39 protein-coding genes are annotated in these 25,532 nt (G+C 38.7%); 7 read left to right on the forward strand and 32 right to left on the reverse strand.

Annotated features, from left to right (window positions below):
- Nucleotides 1-19: 19 nt before the first annotated feature.
- Nucleotides 20-454 carry a hypothetical protein gene (locus BQ3481_RS04990; RefSeq protein ID WP_157927273.1) on the reverse strand — a complete coding sequence of 145 codons (435 nt, stop codon included), beginning with the start codon at nt 452-454 and terminating at the stop codon, nt 20-22.
- A gap of 82 nt (nt 455-536) precedes the next feature.
- On the opposite strand from BQ3481_RS04990, the gene BQ3481_RS04995 reads away from it, so the two are divergent.
- Nucleotides 537-2,417 carry a type II secretion system F family protein gene (locus BQ3481_RS04995; RefSeq protein ID WP_157927274.1) on the forward strand — a complete coding sequence of 627 codons (1,881 nt, stop codon included), beginning with the start codon at nt 537-539 and terminating at the stop codon, nt 2,415-2,417.
- Between the two features lie 230 nt (nt 2,418-2,647).
- Here the strand turns inward: BQ3481_RS04995 and BQ3481_RS05000 are convergent, their stop codons facing one another.
- Both BQ3481_RS05000 and BQ3481_RS05005 read right to left on the reverse strand, forming a co-directional pair.
- A complete protein-coding gene (locus BQ3481_RS05000) occupies nt 2,648-3,997 on the reverse strand; it encodes a hypothetical protein (protein ID WP_157927275.1) in 1,350 nt (449 codons plus the stop codon).
- A gap of 176 nt (nt 3,998-4,173) precedes the next feature.
- The gene (locus BQ3481_RS05005) at nt 4,174-5,133 is read right to left on the reverse strand and encodes a hypothetical protein (protein ID WP_157927276.1); all 960 of its coding nucleotides are present in this window, start codon (nt 5,131-5,133) and stop codon (nt 4,174-4,176) included.
- Between the two features lie 152 nt (nt 5,134-5,285).
- Here BQ3481_RS05005 and BQ3481_RS05010 point away from each other — a divergent pair, with 152 nt between their 5' ends.
- Nucleotides 5,286-5,867 carry a hypothetical protein gene (locus tag BQ3481_RS05010; protein ID WP_157927277.1) on the forward strand — a complete coding sequence of 194 codons (582 nt, stop codon included), beginning with the start codon at nt 5,286-5,288 and terminating at the stop codon, nt 5,865-5,867.
- A 130-nt stretch (nt 5,868-5,997) separates the two neighbouring features.
- Here the strand turns inward: BQ3481_RS05010 and BQ3481_RS11730 are convergent, their stop codons facing one another.
- Nucleotides 5,998-6,252, reverse strand: coding sequence for a hypothetical protein (locus BQ3481_RS11730; protein WP_231911911.1), 255 nt, complete (start codon nt 6,250-6,252; stop codon nt 5,998-6,000).
- Between BQ3481_RS11730 and BQ3481_RS05015 the strand changes: the two genes are divergently transcribed.
- Nucleotides 6,155-6,700 (forward strand): hypothetical protein, encoded by a 546-nt coding sequence (locus tag BQ3481_RS05015; RefSeq protein WP_231911898.1) that lies wholly within the window; start codon nt 6,155-6,157, stop codon nt 6,698-6,700. The genes BQ3481_RS11730 and BQ3481_RS05015 overlap by 98 nt on opposite strands.
- Nucleotides 6,701-6,851: 151 nt before the next feature.
- A complete protein-coding gene (locus BQ3481_RS05020; protein ID WP_157927279.1) occupies nt 6,852-8,564 on the forward strand; it encodes a hypothetical protein in 1,713 nt (570 codons plus the stop codon).
- A gap of 30 nt (nt 8,565-8,594) precedes the next feature.
- Here BQ3481_RS05020 and BQ3481_RS05025 read toward each other — a convergent pair whose 3' ends face one another.
- From BQ3481_RS05025 to BQ3481_RS05040, 4 genes are all read right to left on the reverse strand, one after another.
- Complete coding sequence (locus BQ3481_RS05025; protein WP_157927280.1) at nt 8,595-9,098, reverse strand: GNAT family N-acetyltransferase; 504 nt, start codon at nt 9,096-9,098, stop codon at nt 8,595-8,597.
- A 34-nt stretch (nt 9,099-9,132) separates the two neighbouring features.
- On the reverse strand, nt 9,133-9,270 hold the full coding sequence (locus BQ3481_RS05030; RefSeq protein ID WP_157927281.1) for a hypothetical protein: 138 nt from the start codon (nt 9,268-9,270) through the stop codon (nt 9,133-9,135).
- Nucleotides 9,271-9,372: 102 nt separating this feature from the next.
- Nucleotides 9,373-9,585: a type II toxin-antitoxin system HicB family antitoxin gene (locus BQ3481_RS05035; protein ID WP_157927282.1), complete on the reverse strand. Its 213-nt coding sequence runs from the start codon at nt 9,583-9,585 to the stop codon at nt 9,373-9,375.
- 27 nt (nt 9,586-9,612) lie between these two features.
- Nucleotides 9,613-10,416: a hypothetical protein gene (locus BQ3481_RS05040; protein ID WP_157927283.1), complete on the reverse strand. Its 804-nt coding sequence runs from the start codon at nt 10,414-10,416 to the stop codon at nt 9,613-9,615.
- Between the two features lie 138 nt (nt 10,417-10,554).
- Between BQ3481_RS05040 and BQ3481_RS11600 the strand changes: the two genes are divergently transcribed.
- A complete protein-coding gene (locus tag BQ3481_RS11600) occupies nt 10,555-10,707 on the forward strand; it encodes a hypothetical protein (RefSeq protein ID WP_173848079.1) in 153 nt (50 codons plus the stop codon).
- Nucleotides 10,708-10,906: 199 nt separating this feature from the next.
- Here BQ3481_RS11600 and BQ3481_RS11975 read toward each other — a convergent pair whose 3' ends face one another.
- The 18 genes from BQ3481_RS11975 to BQ3481_RS05130 form a co-directional block, all read right to left on the reverse strand.
- Nucleotides 10,907-11,098 (reverse strand): AbrB/MazE/SpoVT family DNA-binding domain-containing protein, encoded by a 192-nt coding sequence (locus tag BQ3481_RS11975; protein ID WP_157927284.1) that lies wholly within the window; start codon nt 11,096-11,098, stop codon nt 10,907-10,909.
- 267 nt (nt 11,099-11,365) lie between these two features.
- Nucleotides 11,366-11,788: a hypothetical protein gene (locus tag BQ3481_RS05050; RefSeq protein WP_157927285.1), complete on the reverse strand. Its 423-nt coding sequence runs from the start codon at nt 11,786-11,788 to the stop codon at nt 11,366-11,368.
- 103 nt (nt 11,789-11,891) lie between these two features.
- Complete coding sequence (locus BQ3481_RS05055) at nt 11,892-12,074, reverse strand: type II toxin-antitoxin system RelE family toxin (protein WP_157927286.1); 183 nt, start codon at nt 12,072-12,074, stop codon at nt 11,892-11,894.
- 98 nt (nt 12,075-12,172) lie between these two features.
- The gene (locus BQ3481_RS05060; protein WP_157927287.1) at nt 12,173-12,334 is read right to left on the reverse strand and encodes a hypothetical protein; all 162 of its coding nucleotides are present in this window, start codon (nt 12,332-12,334) and stop codon (nt 12,173-12,175) included.
- Between the two features lie 84 nt (nt 12,335-12,418).
- On the reverse strand, nt 12,419-12,688 hold the full coding sequence (locus BQ3481_RS05065) for a type II toxin-antitoxin system RelE family toxin (RefSeq protein WP_157927288.1): 270 nt from the start codon (nt 12,686-12,688) through the stop codon (nt 12,419-12,421).
- A gap of 6 nt (nt 12,689-12,694) precedes the next feature.
- Nucleotides 12,695-12,859 carry a hypothetical protein gene (locus BQ3481_RS05070; protein ID WP_157927289.1) on the reverse strand — a complete coding sequence of 55 codons (165 nt, stop codon included), beginning with the start codon at nt 12,857-12,859 and terminating at the stop codon, nt 12,695-12,697.
- 40 nt (nt 12,860-12,899) lie between these two features.
- Entirely contained in the window at nt 12,900-13,274 is a 375-nt protein-coding gene (locus BQ3481_RS05075; RefSeq protein ID WP_157927290.1) for a hypothetical protein, read from the reverse strand.
- A 128-nt stretch (nt 13,275-13,402) separates the two neighbouring features.
- Nucleotides 13,403-13,696 carry an ArdC-like ssDNA-binding domain-containing protein gene (locus BQ3481_RS05080; RefSeq protein ID WP_157927291.1) on the reverse strand — a complete coding sequence of 98 codons (294 nt, stop codon included), beginning with the start codon at nt 13,694-13,696 and terminating at the stop codon, nt 13,403-13,405.
- A complete protein-coding gene (locus BQ3481_RS05085) occupies nt 13,693-14,190 on the reverse strand; it encodes a hypothetical protein (RefSeq protein WP_157927292.1) in 498 nt (165 codons plus the stop codon). Before BQ3481_RS05085 ends, BQ3481_RS05080 begins: the two co-directional genes overlap by 4 nt.
- A complete protein-coding gene (locus BQ3481_RS05090; protein ID WP_157927293.1) occupies nt 14,187-14,396 on the reverse strand; it encodes a hypothetical protein in 210 nt (69 codons plus the stop codon). Before BQ3481_RS05090 ends, BQ3481_RS05085 begins: the two co-directional genes overlap by 4 nt.
- A complete protein-coding gene (locus tag BQ3481_RS05095; protein WP_157927294.1) occupies nt 14,359-14,610 on the reverse strand; it encodes a hypothetical protein in 252 nt (83 codons plus the stop codon). Before BQ3481_RS05095 ends, BQ3481_RS05090 begins: the two co-directional genes overlap by 38 nt.
- Nucleotides 14,611-14,792: 182 nt before the next feature.
- Nucleotides 14,793-15,050: a hypothetical protein gene (locus BQ3481_RS05100; RefSeq protein ID WP_157927295.1), complete on the reverse strand. Its 258-nt coding sequence runs from the start codon at nt 15,048-15,050 to the stop codon at nt 14,793-14,795.
- A 3-nt stretch (nt 15,051-15,053) separates the two neighbouring features.
- Nucleotides 15,054-15,206, reverse strand: a complete 153-nt coding sequence (locus BQ3481_RS05105) for a hypothetical protein (protein ID WP_162287742.1) — start codon at nt 15,204-15,206, stop codon at nt 15,054-15,056.
- Nucleotides 15,203-15,373, reverse strand: a complete 171-nt coding sequence (locus tag BQ3481_RS05110; RefSeq protein WP_157927297.1) for a hypothetical protein — start codon at nt 15,371-15,373, stop codon at nt 15,203-15,205. The genes BQ3481_RS05105 and BQ3481_RS05110 overlap by 4 nt, the downstream gene beginning before the upstream one ends.
- Complete coding sequence (locus BQ3481_RS05115) at nt 15,370-15,657, reverse strand: hypothetical protein (RefSeq protein WP_157927298.1); 288 nt, start codon at nt 15,655-15,657, stop codon at nt 15,370-15,372. Before BQ3481_RS05115 ends, BQ3481_RS05110 begins: the two co-directional genes overlap by 4 nt.
- Nucleotides 15,658-16,047: 390 nt before the next feature.
- Nucleotides 16,048-16,329 (reverse strand): hypothetical protein, encoded by a 282-nt coding sequence (locus BQ3481_RS05120; protein ID WP_157927299.1) that lies wholly within the window; start codon nt 16,327-16,329, stop codon nt 16,048-16,050.
- Nucleotides 16,323-17,162: a ParM/StbA family protein gene (locus tag BQ3481_RS05125; protein WP_157927300.1), complete on the reverse strand. Its 840-nt coding sequence runs from the start codon at nt 17,160-17,162 to the stop codon at nt 16,323-16,325. Before BQ3481_RS05125 ends, BQ3481_RS05120 begins: the two co-directional genes overlap by 7 nt.
- A 113-nt stretch (nt 17,163-17,275) precedes the next feature.
- Complete coding sequence (locus BQ3481_RS05130) at nt 17,276-17,695, reverse strand: winged helix-turn-helix transcriptional regulator (RefSeq protein WP_231911873.1); 420 nt, start codon at nt 17,693-17,695, stop codon at nt 17,276-17,278.
- Nucleotides 17,696-17,746: 51 nt separating this feature from the next.
- Between BQ3481_RS05130 and BQ3481_RS05135 the strand changes: the two genes are divergently transcribed.
- Nucleotides 17,747-18,217 (forward strand): VOC family protein, encoded by a 471-nt coding sequence (locus BQ3481_RS05135; protein ID WP_157927301.1) that lies wholly within the window; start codon nt 17,747-17,749, stop codon nt 18,215-18,217.
- A gap of 169 nt (nt 18,218-18,386) precedes the next feature.
- On the opposite strand, the gene BQ3481_RS05140 is transcribed toward BQ3481_RS05135, so the two are convergent.
- The 5 genes from BQ3481_RS05140 to BQ3481_RS05160 all read right to left on the reverse strand — a co-directional run bounded on the left by BQ3481_RS05140 (nt 18,387) and on the right by BQ3481_RS05160 (nt 22,393).
- Nucleotides 18,387-18,905, reverse strand: a complete 519-nt coding sequence (locus tag BQ3481_RS05140) for a hypothetical protein (RefSeq protein WP_157927302.1) — start codon at nt 18,903-18,905, stop codon at nt 18,387-18,389.
- Nucleotides 18,886-19,584, reverse strand: a complete 699-nt coding sequence (locus BQ3481_RS05145) for a hypothetical protein (RefSeq protein ID WP_157927303.1) — start codon at nt 19,582-19,584, stop codon at nt 18,886-18,888. The genes BQ3481_RS05140 and BQ3481_RS05145 overlap by 20 nt, the downstream gene beginning before the upstream one ends.
- Nucleotides 19,585-19,963: 379 nt before the next feature.
- The gene (locus BQ3481_RS05150; protein WP_157927304.1) at nt 19,964-20,563 is read right to left on the reverse strand and encodes a hypothetical protein; all 600 of its coding nucleotides are present in this window, start codon (nt 20,561-20,563) and stop codon (nt 19,964-19,966) included.
- Nucleotides 20,560-21,585 carry a ParB N-terminal domain-containing protein gene (locus BQ3481_RS05155; RefSeq protein ID WP_157927305.1) on the reverse strand — a complete coding sequence of 342 codons (1,026 nt, stop codon included), beginning with the start codon at nt 21,583-21,585 and terminating at the stop codon, nt 20,560-20,562. Before BQ3481_RS05155 ends, BQ3481_RS05150 begins: the two co-directional genes overlap by 4 nt.
- Entirely contained in the window at nt 21,572-22,393 is an 822-nt protein-coding gene (locus tag BQ3481_RS05160; protein ID WP_157927306.1) for a hypothetical protein, read from the reverse strand. Before BQ3481_RS05160 ends, BQ3481_RS05155 begins: the two co-directional genes overlap by 14 nt.
- Before the next feature lie 231 nt (nt 22,394-22,624).
- On the opposite strand from BQ3481_RS05160, the gene BQ3481_RS05165 reads away from it, so the two are divergent.
- A complete protein-coding gene (locus BQ3481_RS05165) occupies nt 22,625-22,978 on the forward strand; it encodes a hypothetical protein (RefSeq protein WP_157927307.1) in 354 nt (117 codons plus the stop codon).
- Nucleotides 22,979-23,195: 217 nt separating this feature from the next.
- Here BQ3481_RS05165 and BQ3481_RS05170 read toward each other — a convergent pair whose 3' ends face one another.
- Nucleotides 23,196-25,481: a PKD domain-containing protein gene (locus BQ3481_RS05170; RefSeq protein ID WP_157927308.1), complete on the reverse strand. Its 2,286-nt coding sequence runs from the start codon at nt 25,479-25,481 to the stop codon at nt 23,196-23,198.
- Nucleotides 25,482-25,532: the final 51 nt, after the last annotated feature.

Below are 25,532 nucleotides of genomic sequence, written 5' to 3' on the forward strand. Positions count from 1 at the left end.
AAAATAAAAGGGATTTGCATCATGGAGCAAACAACGATCCGGTCTTTGATGTCACCGACCCATCATCTGATGTAGCTTTTACGATCAGGGGTAATTGGGTTCCAGATGTAGGATTGGCTGGAATTGGAGTTACTTTACCAGAATAGCTTGCTGTCTGACCCGGTATTAGAGGCAATGGAGCAAGAGTATATGGTACAGAATCTTGTACTTGTACAGTCAAGTTGTTCAGTTTTTTGTTGCCATCGTTTTTGACATCAACGGTAAGATAGTATGTCCCATTGAAGGTCTTTGTAAATTCACTGTGTGAAATGCTGACTGATGTGCGTTGTGTCAATGATTGTACTCCTCCAGTAACAGAGAATGCAACAACTCCCACGATGGCAATTACGACTCCAACAATCAACGCTATTTCCATTGATTGTGACATTGCTTTTCTTTTTTGCAGTTTTACCATCAACTGCCAAATGTTAGATTGTTTTTAAACCAGAACCCAGAGCCTTTGGATTTATCTTTTTAATCACATCTTGTTGTAATGTGTGAATTATAATCATGTAATAGTTGCCCTTGTTGCAATAATCTGGCTATCATTGGCGTTCAATAATCTAGCTGTCTTTGTGATTTCAACAATAGGATTGCTATTCATGGTATCAAAACGTACATCAAAAAAGTTTGATTGGAAAAAACTTGTTGAGAAATTTTACAAATTCTCCTTACTGCAAAAATTAAACACGCCAAATATCAAAAAACCCACTGCCAGAATAATTCCTTTGTCAACCAACCTACCAATTTTTATCTCAAAACCAATACTGGATATGCCAATATTTCAAAAATTACAGAAAAAACTTGGCAGCCAGATTGAAAGATATATCAGGATGTCAGGCAAGCCTGCAAACTCGCTTAACATGATAAAAAAGAGCATGTCATTTTCTGTCTTGTTTGTTATAATCATACTTCCAATTGCTATTGCATTAGGGATCTTTGTAACTCCATTATTTTTTGTCCTCATTATACTACCAATTGGAATCATGTTTTATCCAAGAATGGCACTAGGACTTGCCAAATCAAAACGTGAGACGGCAATCAACCACGAACTGGCATATTTTACAAAATATGCGTCAATAATGCAGAGTGTAGAAAAGATGCTGTATGACTCGCTAGTTGAAATGATAGGTAATGGATTGTTTGAGATTATAGAAACTGATGCCAAGATGGCTTATCGTAATGTCACCATGTTTGCGATGGATATCTTTGAGACCCTCAATGATATAGCACTGCATCATCCAAACAGAGCGTTCCAGTCATTTCTTTTGAGTTATGTAGCAACTGCACAGACGGGCGGAGATCTTACAAATCTAATTGAGAGAGAAGCTGAATCCTTCTTTGAATCCCTAAAAGAAAATCTCAAGAGATACTTGGGAACTGCAACAACCTTTGGTGAGATATTGTTGATAATACTTTTGATCATGCCTACATTTTTGATTGCAACGTCATTTCTTTTACCGGGTGGATCTGTTACACTTCTTTTGCTTGTAGGTGTAATAGGAATTCCCATGATGAGCATGGCATTGATTGTAATGGTAGATTCGTCACAGCCAAGAAATTTGAACAAGATAACAATTGGAAATCTTGCCTTTGTGGTTGCCATAATAATTGCAGTTGCAATGACATCTCTGCGCCAAGCACCATGGCTTGTAATCACATCAAGTGTGCTGGGGTTTGCATTGGCAAACATGTTTAATACGACACCGCAATTTTTGCGAATCAAAAATATCGAAAATGCATTACCTGAATTTCTCCGAGATGTAACAGAATATAGAAAGATAGGATATGACATGACAATATCGCTATACAGACTTTATGGAACACGAAAATATAATAAATATTTTGACAAATTGTTCGGAATGATTTATTCGCAGTTAAAATCTGGCGCAACACTGTCTGGCATTGCAGGTATTGAAGACAAGTCGTGGATAACCAAACTAGTGTTATTTATTTTGGGAAAACTTGCAGACACTGGAGGGGGAACACCATTGACTCTCGAACACTTGACCAGATTTGTGTCAGATGTTACCACCATAAAAAAATCAACGATATCAGCATTACGTATGCAAATGTTACTGGTGTACATTGGTCCAATCATCATGGTTTTTGTGTCAAAGACATCCATCTCATTGCTAACAAAGATGAGTTCGAACTTGTCATTTTTTAGCAATTTGGGAGTAGGTAGTGCATTTGCCATAACACCAGAGTTTGTAGATGCCATAAATATGGTAATAGTGATATCATCACTAGCCATGGGATTTGTCTTTACCAAGGTAAGCATGTTTACCCTCAAGGATACAAAAAATGTGGCAATTACAGCAATCATAGTAATCATTGCCATTTTGATTTCTCCATATCTTCCGTCCATTTTTTAATTATAGTAATTGCAAAGGAATTATGTATCACACAATTGGATAATCTGTGTGAATTATTATATGATCACTTTTAATGTATCACGCAAAAATAATTCCTCGTGAGAGGTTTTGTTCACGGGGTTTAGTTCCTCCCTTAAAACATGAATAAACTGATTGTAGTTTAGACCCGGGGTTACCACTAGAACAGTTAGTATGCACCACCTAATTTTTTAGCACATATATTTTATTTTCTATAGTAATTTTGCCCAACCTCTTTGCACAAGATTAGTAACATCTTTGGGTTTTACACATGCCGGAAAGTTATCTTCTGATTTTAATATAAGTGTAAAATCTTTCTTGCATGTAATATCTTTTACAGAGATACCAGATTTAAATTGCATCAATGGGGACATAATATTAGATGGCATGTGAGGTAGGGACGATAAAGGATCTGCAGTATTTTCATTCTGTATTTTGTTATCAGATATACTTCCCATGAATACCGGAGATGCTAAAGTTATCCTCATATTTTTAATAAACTGCTTTTCTCCGATGTTCTCCTTGATTGCAACCGTATAGTTTCCAGCAGGTGCAGATGGTGTATTCACTGTGATCATAAAGTAATATGGTTGTGTAGCGTTCAAATCGAATGAAGGTTTTGAGATATTAACATCAAGCCAAGATGGCAGGGGGATAATATTGTCTTTTTTTATTAATCCAAGAACTGAAAGGTTCACTGGCAATGATGTAGAATTATAATGTGGATCATACACCACACCAAATACTCCGTAGTTAGTACTATTGATGTTTGGTCCTATTTCCCCTGCCAATTCTATTGGAGCAGGAAAATTAAGTATGGTCAAGTTTTGTGTTTTTACAATGGGTAAAAAGCTTGTTACCATATCACCATTTGTAGATGCTGCTTGTATTGTCATTACATTGGTAACTAACGGATTGACAAGTGGTGGTTTTTCAATACCAGACATGATAATCTTTGCTGAACTTCCATTAGAGTTAGCAACAATTTGTTGTGGAATGATCCTTAGCCAGGACCCCGTTGGCACAATAGATGCATTTAGTTTCATATCCACGGTATTCTTGGAATAGACAGTCAGAGAAAACTCCTCATAAGTCACAAGCGAATTACACATTGTAAATCCATGAGGATCCTTAGCACAAAAGTTCTCTTGGTGCATTTCAGGTGTACCTACATTCATTCTAATCTTGCTTGGATTAGGTTGTATGGTAAGATGGATTGTTCCTAATGTATTGTTGTTTAACTGGAGATAATTCCCAGTAACTAGATCTTTTATTGTTCCACTACCCATTATTGCTAGCGTATAGTTTCCAGTCTGTGTTTCAGAATCTACTAGAATAGTAATTGTAGTATTTTCAATATGTTTGATGTTGATTTCATTTGATAGCATGTTGGGGTTTGTCCATGCTTGTACCTTTGATGGTAAACTGCTAATTGTTTGATGCATGTCTTCAATCTCGTAATTCTTACCTAGTTGAATTTCAGCAGATATGTGTACTGAATTTCCTTGTTTGATTATAGCTTCTAAAGGTAGTCCTTTTGTTGATGTCACTTCTAATGGCATAGCAATTACAGAACTTGCATGTGTTTGTATAACATAATACGAATTAAAAAGTAGACATACTAATAATGCCAAAATAGATAAGTTTGAAAAATTCTTGAATAACATTTTAATAATTATTGGCATTCTTTAACAAGACAAAAAAAGAGGGAGTGTAAGAATTCATGATTTTATGAATCCTAACAACTAGTAGCGGTGAATGTTGCTTGTGCTGGCGAAACAGGTGGTGTTGAAACACTTACACATGATGATCCCCATGGAGTATTCCATCCTGTAACTGATACAGTTTTTCCACTAGTTGGTGTATCATAGAATCCAAAGGTGAATATCTGTGATCCCCAGTTGTATGCTACAGGAAAGCTAGAAGCTGATTGTTCTTCTTCTTCAGGTCCACTTGAGTAGTGACAAGATCCTGTATCTATTTGACCGAGGTTTATTGTTTTTCCCGTATCGCTGCTTTCTGAGAAACCAAACACGGTGCCATGATTGTTAGATAAGTCAGTTTCTCCCATGGAATATACTCCTGCCTGTGTTCCATCTGCCTTGATGAATGATTCGATTGAATCTCCTGTTGAGACTGTTTGTGGTGCAGATACACTGTTGAAATCTCCAGTGAAACAACCACCTGTCTGGATAGAATCATACTGCATTCTCCATGCTGGTGATCCGTAGAGTCCAGCATTATCATAAAATAGACCAGCCTGAATCCAGTGCTGGTTATTTGAGTTCATTGCGTTTACGATTTGGAGCAGATTAGAGTTTGTATTGGATGCCTTGGAGTTAAAGTCCATGACTTCTTTGTATATGGCTGTACCAGATGCGCTAGTATCCTTTACTATCCCTACAGCTTTGTTTACTGTGGTTGATGCAGTCAAAGGACCTGCGGAGACGGTTGGAGTCATGTATAACTTGGCTTTATACGGATTTGATTCTGCTGGTCCAACATAATTCACTGTAGAACTTGTTGAGTTCCATGACATCAGATAGATCCAGCCTGTGTGGCCATGGATCTGCTGAGAAAGAGATCTCTCCAAATTAGCTGCATGTGTTGGTAGAACAGAACGATCCGTGTTCATGTCTGCAGCATAGGATGTTTGTGCTCCTATGCTTGGAGCCATAATGGCGGCTACTATTGCCATTATAGCTACGGTTTGGATGTTCTTAGACAGATTTGTCTTAAAGTTCGTCATTAGGCAACTAATTCAAGTTATCAATACATCTGAGTTTACCAAAACCAGTTTTCTTGTTTTGAGAAAAGCACAAATATGTCGTAAACCAAGTACCGCACATTATGAATAGAAAGTATCTGAAGTTAGTTACTTTGTCGATAGCAGTAGTATTCACGTTTCCCGTTATAATTAATCTGTCAACTGAAGCAATTCATACAATTTCTAGTAACCATTTTCCTCCATTCATGAAACCAACATCAGATACTATTTTCCTAACAACTGTGTTTCCACTCCTAGCTTTGCATTATAATGATCCATTATCATTACTTATTGTAGGACTCTATGCTAAATCCACATACATTGCATCAGCGGCATGGGGATTATTTTTATTATCATCATTTTACAAAGGTAAAACAAAAAGTATGTGGCACAAGAATGGTTATGATTATGATCTCTTCAAGATGCTTGTAAAAATGCGAGGAGGTCCAATTCGCATAAAGATTTTACAAAGTTTGATCTTACCCAAAAACAAACTACAAGTTGCAAATGAAATTGGTTTTGATTGGAGATCAGCTGATAGTCATGTTGAAATCCTTCTAAAACATGGATTGATCAAAGAAATGGTTTCTATTGGAACAACTACATATTTTATAATAACTGAAAAAGGAAAGGACGTTCTTACTCTTATGAACAATAAGAATTAGAAAATAATTCAAGGGTTCCTGATACTAGAGAAAGCGGATCCGGGGAGACAATCTTGGTCTTATTTTAGACCCGTCTATGAGAGTTATTCAATCAGTTTAATTCCCACACTTTGAAAGGCCAATGGAATGACTACCATTTTATTCCAACAAATGACGAAAAACCTGTGTTAAAAAGAGATGCAATTTTCATTCCCATGCCAGACCCGGACACCATACTTTTTCTAAGACAGATCATAACATTGACGATGTTATCAGTCGCGTCATATTTTGACATAAAGACACGTAGAATAGACGATAGAATCTGGTTGATTTTTGCAATCCCTGGAATTGTATTATATTTTCTAGCCCCACTGCCATCTTTTGCTACCATTTTCTTTCTGGTCATCGGCATAATCATTGGGATGACATGGTTTTTCACAAGAGTATTTGGCCAGGCAGACGGGCTTGCCATAATTGCACTTGCAATTGTATTTCCAATATTTGACAATATGCCAGTTTCGGTACTAGTTGCACTTGCAACAACTGTATTACTAGGATTATTTGGTATGCTCTACAATACGATATACAACATTTCAGACATGTTACATGGCAATCTATTTCTTGGAATCAATGAAAAGCCACATCGTAAGATACTTGCATTTCTTACCATGCATAGAAAAAGAAGCTACGAAAAGTTTGTCATACCAACACAGACAGGTGACAAGTTTTCATTTCATTTCAAACCAAACCCAGATGAAGATTTTACAAATGATTTTACAGGTTATGTATCATCAGCATTCCCGCTTGTCCCATTTATGCTAGTTACACTTGTTGCATATCTTGCAATATTCTAGTAGTATACACCTTCAAGTCATAGAATCCGTACTCAGAAATTAATTCCATCCCAGCTACGTAATTTTCCGTCTTGGGATGGAATTTTGAATGGATTGCGAAAAAATGACTCGTCGTGTTAGCCGCTTTAAAAGTACGTTCCCTATTGATTTTGTGTTTAAATCAAGAGATGGTTTTGGGTTAGACTCTATCATAATTTTGATATCAACTATTGCCATCATTGCCATAATGATCGGAGTGGGCAAGATGTTTATGACGACACTTGAGAATTCCTATGTTTCACTTACAACTACAATGCCAAAGTTTAGCACAACAGGAGATTATAGTACAATACAAGGCAAGACAGATTCGCTTCTCTCAGTTTACAACATGTTACGGTCTGGAATAATTTGGGCATTTGTAGCAGTCTTGATGATTGCCGGGATTTTATTCATGCTAGAGCAAATACAAGTTGTTCCTGCATCAACAGCATTTGGAATTATTTCAAAAGGCACATTATACTTTGTAATTTTATTTGGCTTTCCTCCAATTTGGGACCTGTATGCTGGTACAATCGAACTAGGATCAAAAGCAATAATGGATCCTGCAAATACAGGCCAGACTCCAGAATCCGTTGTCAAGGTGTTTGGTACCATCAACGGGATGGGAATATCGCAAGGTAAAGTACCGCAGGTAGATAATTCTGTTCTAAACAATCTTGTACAATTATTCAACGGTTCAGATATTTTATCTACTTTCTCAGACCAGGGCAAAGCCTTGATACTTGGCGCAATTGGGTCGCTTCTTTCACTAATGTTGTCATTTTTGACATACATGTTTGCAGCAATAAGACAGGTACTAACAGCAGTATTGATTGCAGGACTGCCTGTTATTCTGATACTATCACTTGTACCATGGTTCCAGGGAATAACAAAAAGACTCTATGATACTTTGTTCGGTCTCTCGCTTGTTCCAATATTTTCAGCTCTTGTCATGGTAACAGGTGCAGCATACCTTGGTGGTATCACAACTCATCCAGTAGAAGAACAATGGTTTGCGTCTGTTGCAGTGCTTACACTATCAACATTTATTCCAACAATTTTGGTTCCACTGCTTGGTTCCCTGTTTAGTTCCATGACATCAATAGCAACAACTGCTACAGGTTTTGGTGGAATGATGTCAATGATGGCAATTCAGGGCGGAAAAGGAATTGGAAGCGGTGCATATGGTGCTGCCATGTCGGCACAATATGGTGCGGCAGAGATGGGCCAATCAATATCAGGAATTGGCATGGTAAAGGCTGCAATGGGAGGAGGTCTGGCAGGAGGGTTTGGAGGTATCGCACAAGGCTTGTCAAATGTTGGCTCTCATGCCCTAAGACGGGTAGGTGCAAAAGACTTGGCTTATGACATGCGAGGCGCTGGCTCTCAAATTGTAAAAAAATCACAGGACATGGCACACCAGTACGGCAATTCAGTGATACAGCCAGTTGTGGATAATGCCCTTACTGAAAATTCGGCAGGAATGATGACCAGGCTTGCAACCATTCCAGTTCCGAAAGAGCAAGCAGGAGTACACCTGCAAAATGGAATGACTATGTTAAATCTGGCACAGGATTCCATCAAGACTGGGAATTATTCCAAGATACTTGACCATCAGTACTTCAAATCTGTTCCAGTCCGAGACACACAGAGTTTTGCAAAAGCTGTTTGTGCAACAATTGTAAATCATGGATTTGAACCTCAAAAGCTTGCAAACATTTCTTACAATTTAGAAAAGATGGGAGGTCTGACTAATGAAAATATCAAGGAGTTTATTCGAAATCGTAAGACATACGATTCATTACACCAAACAGACAAATCACAAACATTCAACGAGAATGTTTAAGGGTATTAATCACTAGGTTCTGTTTAAAGATCAACCAAGTCTCCTGTACATCCAAATTTTCTTGCCTACCGGAGGTTTGGCAGACATGCGGAATTCAAATCTCTTATACAATGACGTTCCAGTGGTACCAGTCTGCAAAATTACGTACCTGCAAGCAATTTGTTTTCCAAGAACATCGGCCAAACCAAGACAAAAGTTGCAAATGTCACTTCCTATTCTCTTTCCTCTATACTTTTTATCTACGCCTAACTGACCTAACAACATTGCAGGATACCGAATTGAGGTTACACCCTCTACCTTTTCTCCACTTGCAAGAATATCTACACTTATTGCTGACATTGAAACCGTAAAATATGCAACTATCTCTTTTTTATCCCGCACTACCCGCACTGTGGCAATCTTATTTTCATGATATTTGGCAGCCTTTGTTCTTGCAAACTCGGCAACTCCCAGTGGATCTGTGCCATCAGATTCGGCAAAGTCCAGCAATGAAAGGTCGTCGCCAGGAGAGATGATATTGTAATCTAATTCCAATACGAGATGATTTAGAAATCAGATTAAAAAAAGTCTAGGTTTTACATTTGGAGAGGTAGTATTCACGTGCTTTTTTCAGTGTTGCTTTTTCTTCTGCAGTCAACTCTCTAGAGTCATACTCGAGAAAGGCCTTGGCGTCATCGCCTTCCAGTGTTAGGATCTCTTCTGCCATGATAACGATATTCTGGAAGAGTTATTTAAAATGTGTCTCCAGTACAGAGACCGTAGTATACACCCAAACTCAATATATGACTGATATGATTGTAATCTTTTCTTAACTTGGAATTTCTATGACCAGTTTTCTGTATTTTCTAGCATCTTCTTCCAGAGACTCGAGAACAAGCTCGATGGCCTCAGTCATGTTTTGCTTTAGTTCCTCGATTGTTCTCCCTTCGCTTATAGCCCCGCGTAACTCAAGACACCTTCCTGTATACCCACCTTCAGGATCTTCTTGTATTATAATAGTAAACTTCCGTTTTGCAGCCATGAGATATCCACAAGCATCTTGCTAATTTTAGCTCTTCGTTGCTTGAGATTGAACTTCCTGTCTCTTCTTGCCACTTTCTAATTTTTCTCTTGCAACTATTGTTACAAATTGATACAAAAGATATCCTTTCCGGGTAAAGTTATGTTCAAGCGGCTTGCACATTTGAACATCCATCTCAAGCGTTCTGACAGAAAAATCCTCAAAGTCTCGAAATACATCAACCATCATATCTACTTCCTTGTCTGACATGGTATCATATCTCCACTTTAAAAATCCAGGCAAGTCTGCAAAGTCTTTGTAAGTTAGATTCTCATAGTCTACTACTAGCAAATACGGATCTACATCTGGAGTTCCGATTTTTGCATTCTTGACATACTCGTTAAGATAAGTCACTCTTTCCAGTTTGAGAAATTTCATGATATCATTCCAGTTATCCTGGAACCATCTGGCCTCTGAAAGTGAATGTGCATTCTGGTCAAATTTATCATCATGGTTTTCAATATTTTTTATATCAGATGTGAAATCAGGTGAAGTGTTTCTAGCATACTCTTGATTTACCTCGGAGATATCATACTCGACTTGATTGGCAGTATTTACTTTAAACTCAATCGACTTGCGGCCGTCTGATGTGCGAATCACTACAAGCAATTTGTCCCTCTTTACTGCCTCAAAACTTGCCAGATAATCAAAATTGCATTCAAACTTGACACCCTCTCCCCTCTTTTCAAACATGATTCCATCGTTTAACAGGTACAGTATGCCTTTGCCTGTTTTTTGCATCTCGGCATCGTAAAACTTGACTATTTTGACGCCTGCAGGAAGCGATATCATGGTAGAATCATCATCCCGGGCATCAGATCTGCCTTTATTTTCCCGTGTTTTGTCATGTTGCCTACGCGGTATAGCACATAGTAATATTTAAAAATATTTATACATATGATAGTATGAATTGGTACAGAGTAGATACACATGGTAAAAAAATACCTGCTTACAGTAACAGACGAGATGGCAGTAAAACTTGAAAAAGAGATGAAAAGGCGTATGATAGAAACAGTCCCGGAGACTGTAAGAGCCATATTGTCAGAGTATCTCACAAATAGTAAAAAACCATACATCAAATAAACAAGAATGAATGTGTATCAGCATGCAAATTTGGAAACAATTTACATATACCCTGACAACTGCACCAGAATTCAAAGAGATGAGAAATATCCAAGATTACAAAAGTGGTTAGGCTGCCTAATAATTTTAAAATAAAAAAAATTATCCATGAAATAGTGTAATGATATGACGTGTAATTACATATTTTTGGTACAGTTTTTCAATAAAGAACTTTTCTGATTATGATCACATTCTCGGTTACTGATACATCCAGTTTCTCACCCTTTTTCAATCTGAGTTGCTCTACAATTTGTACCGGTATCGTAACACGATACTTGTAGTAATTGTTGCCATTGTTGACTCGCGACCTTTGTTTCTGGAGAATAATTTCCAACACAAAAGATAGTCCCATCTGATTTAAGGAAATAATTTGGATGAGCTACCGTGTAACATATTAAAAATATTGTGACATGTTTTCTCACACCTGAGACTTGCCCACCCCTTTGCATTTATTTTTGTCCTTAGATCATATTGTGTTCTATATCTTCTCAAAAATGCATGTGTGTCTTTGTATCCACATCAGTGCAAGTCTGGCAAAAAAATATGATGGGTTCCCTACACACAATACATCTCGTGCATGGAATTTGATCTGACCCGCATGACCTGCAAGAATCAAGTCTCAACTTATCAGACCCACTTTTCGTGCATCAGACTCTTCCAGTACAATATAGTCATCATACTTGAAGTTCTTGCCTGACTTTTTGCCCTTTCCGGCTATGAATATTTTTTTGCCTGTGAGTGGTGCAAGATTTGGCATGGCAGTATGCAAGACAGATTTTGCCAAAGTTAGAGTGCGCTCTTCATTTGCATATTCTTTTTGGCATGTCTTTGTTTTTTCCCTGCCCATCTCTTCATAGATCTCTTCTATTGTTTCCATCCCCTGGAGAATCCTGACATCTACAACATCTACGTCTGACTTCATGTTTCCTGTCTTTGCGATATGCCTGATCTCACTCAGGCATTCTATCATTCCAACAAAGTCCAATGTAGGATTCCAGAATTTCAATGCAGGCCTTGGCTCGAACTGTGTTATCTTTTGCATGTCAAAATTGTACATGCCAAAGAAGAGACGTTTGTTTTTAAGGTCTAGATTTTATTTCTGCATTTGATTTTTGATTTGAAGAGATCGTCGTGGTCAGAAAGATTTAGTAGATATTGTGCAGTCCTACACGAAGCAAGATTATTACATGTTCTTCGTTTACCACGTCATACAGGATTCGATACTGTCTGCCAATTTCATAGGTATGCAGACAGCTTAGTGGACCTGTCTTATGCGCTCCTAATTTTCTAGGATCTTGGCTTGCTACAAGATCATGTATTGTTTTCATGGCTTCTTTTGCAGATCTGAGCTTAGATGTTTATAGTCTCGTTTGAATTGATTGCTCTCTTGATCTATGTTCCACAAATAAAATCAACTCAAGTAAGATCAGGAATTAAGATCTTTTAGGCAGTCTTCTACATTTTCGAATCTTTTGAATTTCAGCTTGCCTGCCTTGTAGAGTTTGGCAACCTTTTCCTCTTCTGGACAGAGTTTGTCATCTCTTTTTTCTTTTGTTTGTTTGCGTTTCTGTTGCGTTGCTTTAGGCAATGTCTCTTCTTCTCTTTGGTTTCAAATCAATCTTGTGAATGATTTTTTGAAGCTTGACAGGTATCATGCAATAGACCACATATGCTAGTCTTTGCCATAGACTTGTTTGTGAGAACCAACATTGGAGAAGATTATTGTCTTTGTATTGTACGAGATATTGTAGATGATTCTGTACTGTCTTCCAAGATCGTATGCATAAAAATGCTTTAGATGCCCCCTTTTTTGTTCACCAAGCTTTGTGGGATCTTCCGAACCTACAATTTCTGCAACGGCATCATCTACTCTTTTTTGTAGTTGTGAATCCAGTCGTTTATACTGTCGTCTAAAGAGATTGTCAAAATCAGCATCCCACAAATGGATTCACTTTCTTGATTTTCGATCCTTGCCGTGCAGCCACTTTATTGCATCTTCGGCATTCTCAAAATGTCTGTACTTGCCCTTACCTGACTCGAGTCTCTCTATTGCTTCTAGTTCTTCTTTGGTAAGGTCAGTACTTGGTTTTAAAGGGGTTTTGCTTTTTTGCACTGCTTTACCTTGCAGCTTATTTCTAATTAAGCTTCTGGACTCACGCATTGATAACATCCTCCTTTCCTTCGTGGGTCTCCAAGATCAAGGTGATTACCTTTTGGACCTTGGACAGTACCCTCATGCATATTCTTCCTACTGCTTCAGGAGATTTTTCTTCTGCATATGACGCGATATAGTTCCAGGAGAAAGTTGTCGCGTCATATCCGTAGAGTTTTGCCAAGACACATGCCGATAGTTGTGCCACTGTTTCCTGTTCTGGATCCTGCACCGGCTTTAGGTTCTCAAATGTGGAATGAGCCTTGTGTGCAAGTTCATGGAAGAATGTGTCTGGATTTTCTTGGCTCAACTTGATTACATTTGTTACCAGGTTGTATGATCCTCCCTCACCTGATACAGTTGGACCATATTCCACCTTGACTCCAAACTTTTCTGCTACATCAAGCAGTGGCGGAAGCTTTGTTGGCTGGTATGCTTCAATTGTTTTTCCTTCCGTATCCTCATATCGGAAGACAGGTATTCCGATAAATCCGACAGGAAATTTTACGTCATCTTCCTTGCCTTCTTTGTTACGACTTTTTTGTGTCGTATCATTGGCGCCAAGATGTAGAATGCTTTTGCACCTTTCTTGACATGCCTTCCAGATTCATGCCACTGTCTGTATCCTCTGGCGTCAGCAGTACCATGCAACAGCATGACAAGCCTGTTTCCTAAAGACCACTTTCTTGATGGTCCTACGCTTTGGATAAAGACCTGCTTGCACATCTCCGGAAGTTCTTGGCTAGAAAAGAGTTTGACTAGATTACCAAGCTCCTCTAATGCTTTTTGTATGGTCATTGTACCGCTTCCTCCCCTGCTAGCAGTTTTTTTTCTGGTGCAACCAACGGGTGTTTGGAGTGAAAGACAAGCTCCGCATGCTTGCATGCGAGTGGGTCTGTCCTGCCTATTTCATAACACGTGATGGTTTTCCCATCAAGGTCTGCCACGTAAAACCACTCAATCCATGTCTCCGGTTCAGGGTCTTGCGCTTCAACAATTCCATATCCAGTCAGGATTCCGCTCAAATGAGTTGGGTTTTTCCAGATTGGACCTGTGAACTCTTCAATTTTTTCGTCTTCTTTTCTTTGTTCTACTTCATTTTCTTCTGCACTTCTTTTGAAGAAATAAAAGAAGTTTGCAACCGTATAGGACAGGTCGTCATTCCTGCCTTTGTTCCAGGCAAAAAATTCCTGTAGGTCCGGTACCACTCCTTCTGGATATCCATCCCAGTGTCTGTAGATCTGGAATTTTCTGTTTCCACTCTGGATTCGTATGTTGCTTCTGGTACTCATTGGTACCATGCCTCCGTCTTTATGTCAAGTTTCTTGACATATTCCAAGAGCACTGCAATTGGTCTTGGTTTCATGTAACTTGTACACAGGTAAGAAACACTTGTGCCAGAACTTTCTACAGGCGTCCTGATGTAGGCAAGTTTCTTGCAGATGCAGTACTGTCCTGTTTCATATTGTGTTGCATTTGTCTCGTTTTCTTGATTCATTTACACTACCTCCTTTTGGTTTGTGCCAAGATTCCAGTAGGTCTATACTGTACAGTAGTGATGTCATTTCTGCATTTTTTGTAAAAACTATTGCAGGAGCATATGCTCGCTCATCCTGTGATTTTGGCACAGGGAATATTGTTGTTCTGTGTTTGTTTTCCGAATACTGGAATCCTAGAATTTCATATGGACCGAGTGGAAATTGGATCCACATCTATCGAGTGACAATCGATTGTTTGACGATTGAACTATCAGTCCATATTTTTATCTCTCACACCAGCCGGCCGAGTCCGCATAGCTTATGCTATGTATTTGCTGGTTTGGAGAAAATTGACCCGGTCAGAAAAAGATTATTTGGATTTTTTTACACTGTTCATTTGTTTTGCAGTGATTCCATCAAGAGTTATCAGCCTCATATCCGTCAAGCCGGACAACCTCGTAGATTCCAGTCCTGTTGACAAATCGGAGGCCTTTGGAATACATCCTGTCTTGATCTCCATCTACCTGCGTATAGATCTGGCCACTGATCTTCTCTGCATATTTTTTTATCTCTTCAATGCTGGCTTGCCTGTCAAGTCCGAACTGCTTGCTTTTGATCCAAGGCATCTCATCGAATTCATCAAGAGTCATCTCATCGGGATATTTCTTCATCATGATTCACTCCAGTATTGACATGGATGATTCAAGATTGTCCTGAACCATGCCTGTGATCTCTTTTTTGCCAGTCACCAGGGGTCGTTTCCTGTGAACGAGTTTTTTCATGGCTTTTCCATGTATATCCAAGACTTGTTTGATGTTTTGTTTACTCATTTTGTTTCCAACTCTTGGATTTTTTTCCTGTACGCTTGCCATGCTTTCCAGCATGTTACTTCATAGTTTTTCCAGGCTTTTTGATATGCGGCGTGCATTACTTTTTCGATCCGCTCAAATTCTGCGAGTGCTTCTTTCTTTAGTTTTTCCTTGTCTTGTTTATTCATGCCTTGTTCTCCTTGATCATGTTCATTGCCTCGTTGAATTTGCAGGGCTTCCAATCTTGGACTAGTTGTGCACCATTGTCTAACAATTCTTCGATGGAGATGTAGCCCCACTCTGCATTGAAATCATCATGCAGGTTGGCATACCCAAAGGCAGTGTTTGTTTTTCTATCAAGTTCTGCAATTAGCCAGTAAAAGCCAATTGCGCTTATCTCGTATTTCTGATAGATTATTTTGTCCTGTGCTTTTGTTTGTTCTGTTTCATATAATTTTGGAATGTTTTCCATGTTTTTCTACCTCCTGTAAAAAATGGGTTTAGCATTAGCTGTTTGTGATATTATCTGGTTGTGGTGATGTCATACATCTTGTTTTGAAAAATTAGATGTTGTGGAAATCCACTTGTTCTATTTTTTTGCAATAGAAAATTTTGCTGCGAGCAGATATTTTTGATAGTTGGCGTTTACCCAAAAGATGGGCAATCCAAGCATTACAGAATTCCGTAATAATCACATGTCAAACCAGTGCAGGGTTGTGTTGTTTGTTGGATATAGGTTAAAAAAATCAAAAGAGATTCTAGAATTGGTGGCGATGTTGCCAGATGACATGTGCGGAGATTTTTATTGTGTAAGCTGGTGTTGCTTGGACACAAAATGTATTTTATTTATAAAGAGTTACGGCTAGGCCAACTTGTTCATATCTAAAATGGACATTTTGTGACCCTTTGCGTCAATGTGCTTTTCCTTTTCAAAAATTACAGAATTCTGTAATGGTTCATGGTCAAAAAGTTCGGCAAGTACACCAAGGTTCAATTGCAATTCAGAATTTTTTTCCGTAACAAGTTTGAGATCAGAGCCAAATCTTTGAATCTTCTTGTTTATTCTACTCTTGAGTACAGCCTTGTATGATTTAGAAACCGAGTTTGGGTCATCAATGAATCTGCGTTCAGACTTTGTCAACATTCCTGAGATGCTAGTTTGAACAGGCCCAACGCATTTGACATGACCGGATCTTCTGGCAGGATGATATCCTCCAATAGTCTTGTTTCTAGTGCTTCCTTTAGGCCAGGAATCATTATGCCTCCTCCGGATACAACTATTGGCAAGTGCTGCAAGTCTTGGCGCATCCCGTTGAGGTCATCAAGTATTGAATCTGCAAGCATTGCTACAAGTGGATTTACCTGCGGGTTTGTGAAGATATCATTATCAAGATAGGCAGTTTTAGAGGTTCCAAGTTTTGAGCTGATGTCATTTACTGCATGATGAATTGAGATGCCCCTGATTGCAGAATAATCCTTGAATGCGACAATCTCTGTTGTGCCCTGCCCAATACTTGTAACAATCGCAGAAGACAAATCTACATCAATCAGGGTACCGAGCACCTGGGGCACTATATCGCACCTCTTTGGATGAAATAATCGCGTTACCATTTTTTGGATATTTTTGGCATGAGATCTTGCTTCATATGGCAGGCCAACGACCATAAAGAATCTTGCCAAATCACATTCTTGTCCGATTGCATCGTTGTTTTGCAAGACCAATTCCACTGCCTTTTTGACCAATTCTTCAAAGCCTTTTTCATGTACCGGTCTACCAAGCATGACAGGCCTTATCACCACAGCGTCAGGATATTCAGATATCTTTACTGCCTCATCACCCACAGCCTCAATCTTTCCTTTTTTATTTTCCCAGATTGCATGTTGTCTATATGCACAAAGCGATGGAAATTTTATTTTCTTTGTATCAGAGACACATTTGACAAAACCTGTTCCAACATCAAGACCAATCGCTGTCATATCCGCAAATAATTTGTAAATATTTAAGGCAACCAGGAGTGGGAATTTTCCTTGTAAGATGTCCAGTCATAATTTTTGTGATAAATGACAATGTAACAAACTTGGTATTAACATCAAAGATAACGACGGGCTTCTTTTTGCGGAAATAGCTGTTTTATGGTCCTAGGTTTTTTGTCTTCAAAGACCTTGTCTGCAAACCACTTGGCGCCAAATTCTACAAGTTTGACAAGTATTGGCAAGGTATCATCACCTTTTTCTGTCAACTCCCACCGTACAATCTTTGGTGTACCATTTTCCTCAATACGCTTGATGAATCCATCTCTTTCCAGTTCCTGCAATCTCATTGATAAAACACGTGGTGTGAGTCCAGGAGTTACATCCAGCATCTGGTTGAATCGCTCTTTTTTAAAGACGCCAATGTTTCTGAGAATAAGAAGTGTCCATTTTCGCCCAAGAACTCCCATGCTTGACTCGACCGGGCATGCCTTCATTGGTACAACAGGCAAAAGTGGAGGAATCGTGTTTTGCTTCACTATACATTTACTCCCTTTCTATTTTATATATCATACAAGATATCCAGTTTCATGGTAAAACCAATCCCGGACGGATATCACACTGTCACTCCAACATTGATAATAAGCGGAGCAGCAGATGCGATAGAATTTTACAAAAAGGCCTTTGACGCAAAAGAGGTCTTTAGATTTCCAGGGCCAGATGGCAAATCAATAATGCATGCGGAGATAAAAATTGGAGACTCTCCAGTCATGCTTGGTGATGAGATGCCAAAAATGGGATGCCTGTCTCCAAAAACAACAGGAAGTACAAGTAGTGGTATTTTCTTGTATGTGCAAGATGCAGACAGCGTCTTTAACAAAGCCGTTGCTGCAGGAGCAAAACCTCAGATGCCTATGATGGATGCGTTTTGGGGAGACCGATTTGGCTCTGTCATTGATCCGTTTGGACATGTCTGGAGTATTTCTACCAGAAAAAAAGACATGACAATGGAAGAAATACAAAAGTCAGGCGCAGAATTTATGAAAAACCAGTGCAAATAATATTCAAATTTTTTTTATTTTAATTTCTGCATCCTAGAATATGAGTTTGACTGGTCACCTACAAGAATGAGGCCTGTAGGACCCGATCATAAAGACAGTTATTTCTTAGACCCACATTTACTAAAATCATTAAAATTGATTTGCACACTCTTGCTGTTTTACGATGTTCCTAATTTTTTGCCAGATATTCTAAAGTAGTTTTCAGAGTATCGACTTCAGTTTTACTTCCTGATAATTTTTCAAGCAGCTTCCAGTCTATTTGTTTTAATCTTTGAACAGCCAAAATTCGCAAGTCAGGATAATCTTGAGATGGCCTATTTGCTCTGAATTTCGCCAAAATGAGGGCTTCCAATCCCATTGCATTGACTTTATGACCTTTATTATCAACCTCAAAATCGTGGGAGGTTTCAATTATTGTTTTTATTGGAATTCCGTTCAACGGCCTGTCTGAATAAATATCAATTTTGTAATTTCTAGGCGTATATGTTTTTTCTTTGCCATTTTCTACTATGAATCTATAGTGTTTATCTAAAAGCTCTTCTCGAGTTATTGGTTTTGCCATTACAAAATCCAAATCCTGCGATTCCCTAGTATTCTTACTGTGTAAAAATACTGCCACTGCACCTACAAACGTCACTGATCCTAAATCTTCGGTAATTTTTAGTGCTTCACGTATTAAGGGATGCAATTTCTTGTGACCTTTCTGATGGCATGTCTTCTTGTACCTTAGTGACTGTTTCTACTGGAAAACGTCCTTTGACAGCAATTTGTTCTGGATAAAGCAATTGAATCGCTACTGCGTCTAGGATACTTCTGTCCCCGTTTGCAATGCAATCTAGATATGTTCGTTCAATTTCATTTTCAAAGGATCCAATTTTTGGCAGCAATATAACATGCCCACGATCGCCTTCGCTGAATCCACTATCCTTTAGAAATTTAGCACCAGCTTCAATATCAGCAACATACATGTAAAGATCATTTGGAAACTGAAACTTTGTCAAAGACCATGCCTGAAAATCAAGCGTTACTATTGATGAGTCTGGTTTATGATCAAGTGCAAAATTAATGTCTGCGTTGTTGTATGATCTGCCAAATCTTCGCGCTTGTTTTAATGCCAGGAGGGACGGTAACATTTTTTCAATCACGTCAAGCGGTTGCGAAACAGCTTCTTTTTTTATTGAAAATTGACCGCGATGAAAAGTTGCAAGACCAAGTGGTACTAGCGATTTTATTCTTCGATATGCAGTCTTTTCTGAACCGGCCATTTCTATTCCATGCTGCTTTATACTATAGACAGGTCTAGGGTCAAGCCCCTGAGCAAACAACAATCCAGGGGCTACCTTTTCAATAATACCGCTTTCATACATGCCATATAATATTGTATTGATCTATTTATATTGATTGGTCAATTTTGACCAAATACTAGTGAATAACCAATGGGACCCCCACAAGGTTTCCTTAGAATCTAATCATCGGTAGTTCATCCTATCAAATGTGAAAAAGGTTAGACCAAAGATAATGCCACTTTAGTTGTGCAGATGCAAGACCTACTAGACTCAGATATTGTTATGATACAATTTCAATACCAGAATCTGCATTGGGGGACGGTATCATCATGAGCTTAATTTTAGACCCACTTTTTAGATGATTTGAATCCGATGGGGATGATCTACAAGTCGGTTAGCCGTTCAGAGTGAGAATGATGATTCTATAAAATATCAAATGAGCATAAAATGAATTACATCCTTAGAACAATTCATCAAGTGCTGCAGAAACTAACTCAGACTCTTTTTCCTGGATTTTATCAAGCCATTTTTCCATGGAATGAAAATGTTCACCATACTGAAGCATTAATTTCTTGTGTATTTTTGGATAGATTCTCAAACTCTTTTTTGTAACTCTAAAACCAAATCCATTTGTTCGAAGATTGATGAACACCCGCTCTAACCACGATTTTGAGTAATATTTTTGAAAGATCTCCTCAAAACTTGGCAACAGATAAAAACCATCCTTGCCATGTGACTGGGATCTTTCTTGTACACAACATGCGCACGCAAGCGCACAAAGTTCCAAAAATGTTATACCGAGTTGATTCGATATGGAAAACCAGATACCGAAACTGGTCAAACAGTACAAGTCATCTGGATCCTGAATCACGAGTCCCTGATGTTTGAATCTGACCAGTGTTGATTTTATACCTGAACCATGCTCTTTCACTAGAACAGGTAATGGTTTTTTCTTGTCAGGATAAAGTGAATTAATTATCATGGATGCCTTGGATTTGGAAAATAGTTTTTTATTTCCGTAAACATGAGGCCAGAGTTTTCTCCGGATTTGCGGAATCAATTACAAGTAACTACAACCATTCTAAATGAACCTGATTTTAGGCTCTTTGCAAACTTTTCAAGTTCCCTTGAGCCATTTATGGTAACAACTCGAAGTGATTGCCCGTCTTCAACGTTTAAAAACTCGATGACGGTAGGCGGTACAACATATGCTGCCTGTCCATCTCCATCTACAAGTTTTATGCACTGGTTCTCTTTATCGAAATTTACATTTGAGACCCTGTGCGTTTTTGTGTCCAAAAGTAGGTCTCTGCCACATTTACAATGTACAAGACTGTTATGTGATGAACCCCTGATTAGATTCTCTGCCTCTTTCATGTCTGGTTTTTTCCAGTCTTTCTTTTCAGATTCAAGAGGCTCAAATATGATCATCTCTTTTTCAGAGTGCTTTTGAGAAAGAGATGAAAGTATCACCTCAAGTGCTGGAGGTGCAGGAAAGACAAATCTGTTGGGCTTCAAAGCCCGCACGGTATCCAAGATGACAGTTGTCGCAGTCAGTTGCTCTTTTTCAGTGGAGAAATCGGCAATTTTTTCTATAACATGCATTGGAATCTCAACATTTGGATGCCTTTGACATGCAGTAACGACAAAGTCGTCCCATTCCTGGCGCACCTTTGGATACAAAGTTTTCTTGGCAAGCTCCAGGTATCTTTTATCAACTGATGGTATCACGTTATGTTTTTCAAGATAATTCACAGCTTCTGCCATCTTGATGGGGTTAATGGAACCATGTGTGTTCAATTCCATATGCAGTCTTACAACATCTGAAATCGTCTTTACGTTGATACACCAAGCCTTGATGGAATATTTTCCTGTATTTTCAAATGCCTTGACACGTAGATCACCATTTGCAACATATTGTTCAGAGCCAAGAATCGCAACCACAATTGGTTCAATTTGCCCTGGATTTGTTTTTACTATACTTGTAAGTTCTTTTAGCATCTTTTCAGTATGTAGTGTAACCTTGACAGGACATGGTTTTAGTTTTGAGATATTTACTAAATCTTCTTCATACTTGAACATTTAATTTTGCTCCCTCCAATGCAAGGTCCAGGGCTCGTTGTGCTCTGGTATTTTCTCGTGTATCAGTAATGTATGATAGATTCTCAATGGCCTGTCTTTGTATTTTATTAAAAAGATGTCCATCACCAATTTTGGAGCGTATCTTACCGAGAAGAATGCGCATGTAGTAATTGCTCTTGTCATAATCACACACAATTCCAAGACTTTCAGCAGTAACTCGGTTCAATGAATATGTCTTTAAAACAGTAAACGTGCGTTTCATTCCAAAATTCATTTTGATTGCCTCAATTATCTGTACATCAGACCTTGGTAGGCCATATTTTCTGCATGACAAGTGTACTGCAAATGCCACAATGTGTGCTTTTGTACATCCTTTTGGCCTGCTTCTTTTTAATGTGGAGGTGTCCTTGTCATTAATTTCATGCTGTTTCATCAAATCAGAGTATGTCTTTTTTTCTTGTTGCTTGTGTTTTGAGAGTTTCTGATATACAATGTTAATGTCCTGTGCGACATAGATTGGAAGATCTAGTTTTACACAGACATTTGATATCTGGGATACGTCAGACTTGTTTTCATGGATATGTCTTGCAAATTCAAGGTTGACCTTTTTGCATCCCACTTCGGCAATCTGGTACAAGTTTAGTTTGGAGCTCAGAGTGGTCTCTTGTAAATGGCAATCAGGTCCAAGCACAATTCCACATTTGCTGCAGCAAACCTCATCATCCATGACACAGAGACCAAGTTTGTTACATCGTGGACACTTGTTGTCATCCATGCTGTAACTTGAGAGGTCTTGTCTTTGGCTCAATTCACATGTTCCTCCAAAGGTGTGGTCTTGGTTCCCCGGATGCTAGGTCTGGACCATCGTCTATAGCAGAATATTTTTGCTTTCTGAAATTTCCAAGGTATAAACTTGTAGTTAACATGTCAATAACATGTAATATGATGATAATAAAGTTTACTTGTTGAGAACTCTTTACCTACGTGCAAGTAACATGTAAAACATATATTCAAGTTAATATCATACCATGTCAAGTACATGCCAATAAAAGACAAGCAGAAACGCAAGCCAACTGTTGCCATAGAAGAGGCAATATATCAAAAAGTAAAGAGCAAGGCAAAAGAAAAGGGATTGTCTCTTGTAGACTATGTAAATGAGACTCTTTTATTGAATGCTGAAAAGGACGATTTTCTGAAGAGATATGCACCGTTTCTTGAAAAGATCAGTGTAGGGGAGACTCTGATACTCAAGGATCACAAGATAGGAAAACTAGTAGAGGTATATCTTAAACAAAACAAGATGTATTGTACCCAAGATGAAGATGACGATTGTATACACATTCATTTTGCTCTAGCACTGCCTGAGCTTGCGTTGCTCAAAAAGTCTGGCTAGTACAGATTTAACTAGAATGATATTTTTGGAAATTGACTTGATATTTCCAAGTCCTATCTACAAGACTTGGATCAATACACAAGTTCGACATCATCAGTGGTACCAGGCAGTCAATCAATGCAGGCTTGAACATAACTCTCTACCATTTTATTTTGGATATGATAAATTCCAAAATGCCATATTGGAGATGTGTATACATATCAAGTCTGAAAGTTAACTAGCATGATGTAGCAAATGTCATAGACTGGGTAAGGGTACCGGTGGTTGTGTGGAATAGTTTTGGTATCAACTGCCAGTATGTTTGTATGGTCGACATTCCTACAAAATTGGACAAAATTGTCACCGGGTTTCCATTGAGATTAAGATGTGTTGGAATAACTGAGGAAGTAATTGGCGATGTTGCAAAAGCGGTCTCGTTTACCAATATGAATACTGTACTTCCTACACCTGTCCAGTTGCCAGCACTTACCGTAAGAGTGGAAGTGGTACTTCCAGTGTTACTCAGATTAGTTGGGTTGTTTGTCGCATTGACCGGAGTGGTTCCAGGCTTGACAGTGCCATAAGTGATTGTAGTCTGCGATAAAGATACACCGCATGTTGGTGGATTTACAGTTACACTAACAGTTGATGGGTTACTACCTACAATTCCATCGCTTACAACAAGCTTGAATGTAAGTATTGTACTGGAGGTTACAGTTGGCGCAACAAATGAGGGAGTGGAAGAATTTGGATTGGATAATGTCACAGCAGGTCCTGCCACCTGAGTCCATGAATATGAAAGAGGATCACCGTCAGAATCAGAACTTGCAATTCCATTTAGTGTAACAGTGCTACCACTTGTTACGGTTTGATTCAGACCTGCATTAGCAACAGGTATAGCGTTCGTATTGCCTATATGAGTTGCCCATAAAGATGCAGTAGATCCATATTCTCCTGCCATCCACACATGTGCAGGATTTGATGGGTCAACTCCGGACCCAAAGTAATCGCCATATCGTGCAATTCCTCCTGTTTGACTTGAGAGAAATGTTACGGCAGCAGTGCCAGTCTTGAGAATTTGAAGAGGTTCAACAGAATTTGCAGGGTCGGACAGAGTTTGAGCCGTAAACATTATGCTCGGATAATTGTTTGCAGACGAGTTTGCAAAAACGACATTTAGTGCAGAGTTGCTATCAATACTAAGAGATGGATAAAAAAAGTAAAAATTCGGTTTTGCAATATCAAAGTCTTGCAAGACCGAAGAGGTAGTGGTGTTCAACTCTGTCAACCTAACACAGGCACGAGATTGCAAGTCTCCGCTTGGAGTACAACCATCATTGAGTGTTAACCATAATCTCTGCTTGAACCAAACTGCATCCTCAATTCTGTTATCACCAGTGTCCAATGGCACAGTTGTTCCTTTCTGTAACGCGTTAAGAGGATTGTTAATCGGGTTTATTTGGAGTGTGATTTTTTGAATGGAAACGTTTGGAGTTGATCCAACAATCTTATAAAAATAAAGGTTAGTACTTGATGTACCATCATCGCTTACCATGAAGAGAGTAGAATTTGAGCTAAGATTTTGGACAGGTCTGACAGCAAACTCGCCTATATTTGGACCAAAGAACTTGTAATCAGAGGAAGTTAAAGGTGAACCGGATAACAGAGATGATTTGTTAATAACAATATATTCTGCTCCTTGAAATGGGCTATTACATCCTAGTCCAAAATCATTACCGCTTATTACAAATTTATCATCACTCAGACCAATATATGGCTGGTCAGCACAATTACCAAAATTGATGCTGTACAATGTCCATATCGCAGTTGGATCAGCAGTGTTCGATATGGCGATCACTACACTATTTGTAGTTATATCAAGCATTGATGCAAACCATCTGCCGCTCAAAGAATCAAAAAGTATTCTAGGATCTGAAATAGAATCAGTGCCTGTTCCAAAAAATGAACTAAGAGATATCGAACTCACCAGTGTTCCAGTTTTTGTCCAAATTTCTTCTTCCGTGTTTACCATCTCCACCACATAGCTTGTACCAGCTGCCACCTGTACATCAGGAGGAGTACAACCACATGATGATTGTCCTTCGTTTATTCCGTCAAACTGAGGGTATGCTGTTATGCTGGCAGGACTGCTGCTAGCCTGTGTAAAAGTTGACGGAGCAGCTGTAATTTTTGCAGATGTGGATGGGGCAGCTGTAATTTTTGCAAAACTTGTGGTAGATTGTACCACCTCAGTATGGTTCTTGTCTGCAGCATATGAAACTGGATCTTTTGGATGAAATGGTATAACAAACATGCCTCCGGAGGCGGGGTGCGATACGCGCGGTAGATTGGATACTGAAACCTCGCCGATATGAGTTACGTGTAAACTGCTGCTTTCATTTACAACATAGGTGTTAGTACTACTGCCATTCCCTAGTGTCTGTTGAGCAGAAACAGTCGGTTGAATTGCAACAAATAGATTACCAAGAATAATGATTGAAATAATCAGCCTGCGTATCAACAAGTTCAACTCCAGATCAAATTATTTAAACTCACATATCGTCTTACAAGCAAA

It is taken from the genome of Candidatus Nitrosotalea okcheonensis (genome assembly GCF_900177045.1).
Taxonomy (GTDB): Archaea; Thermoproteota; Nitrososphaeria; order Nitrososphaerales; family Nitrosopumilaceae; genus Nitrosotalea; species Nitrosotalea okcheonensis.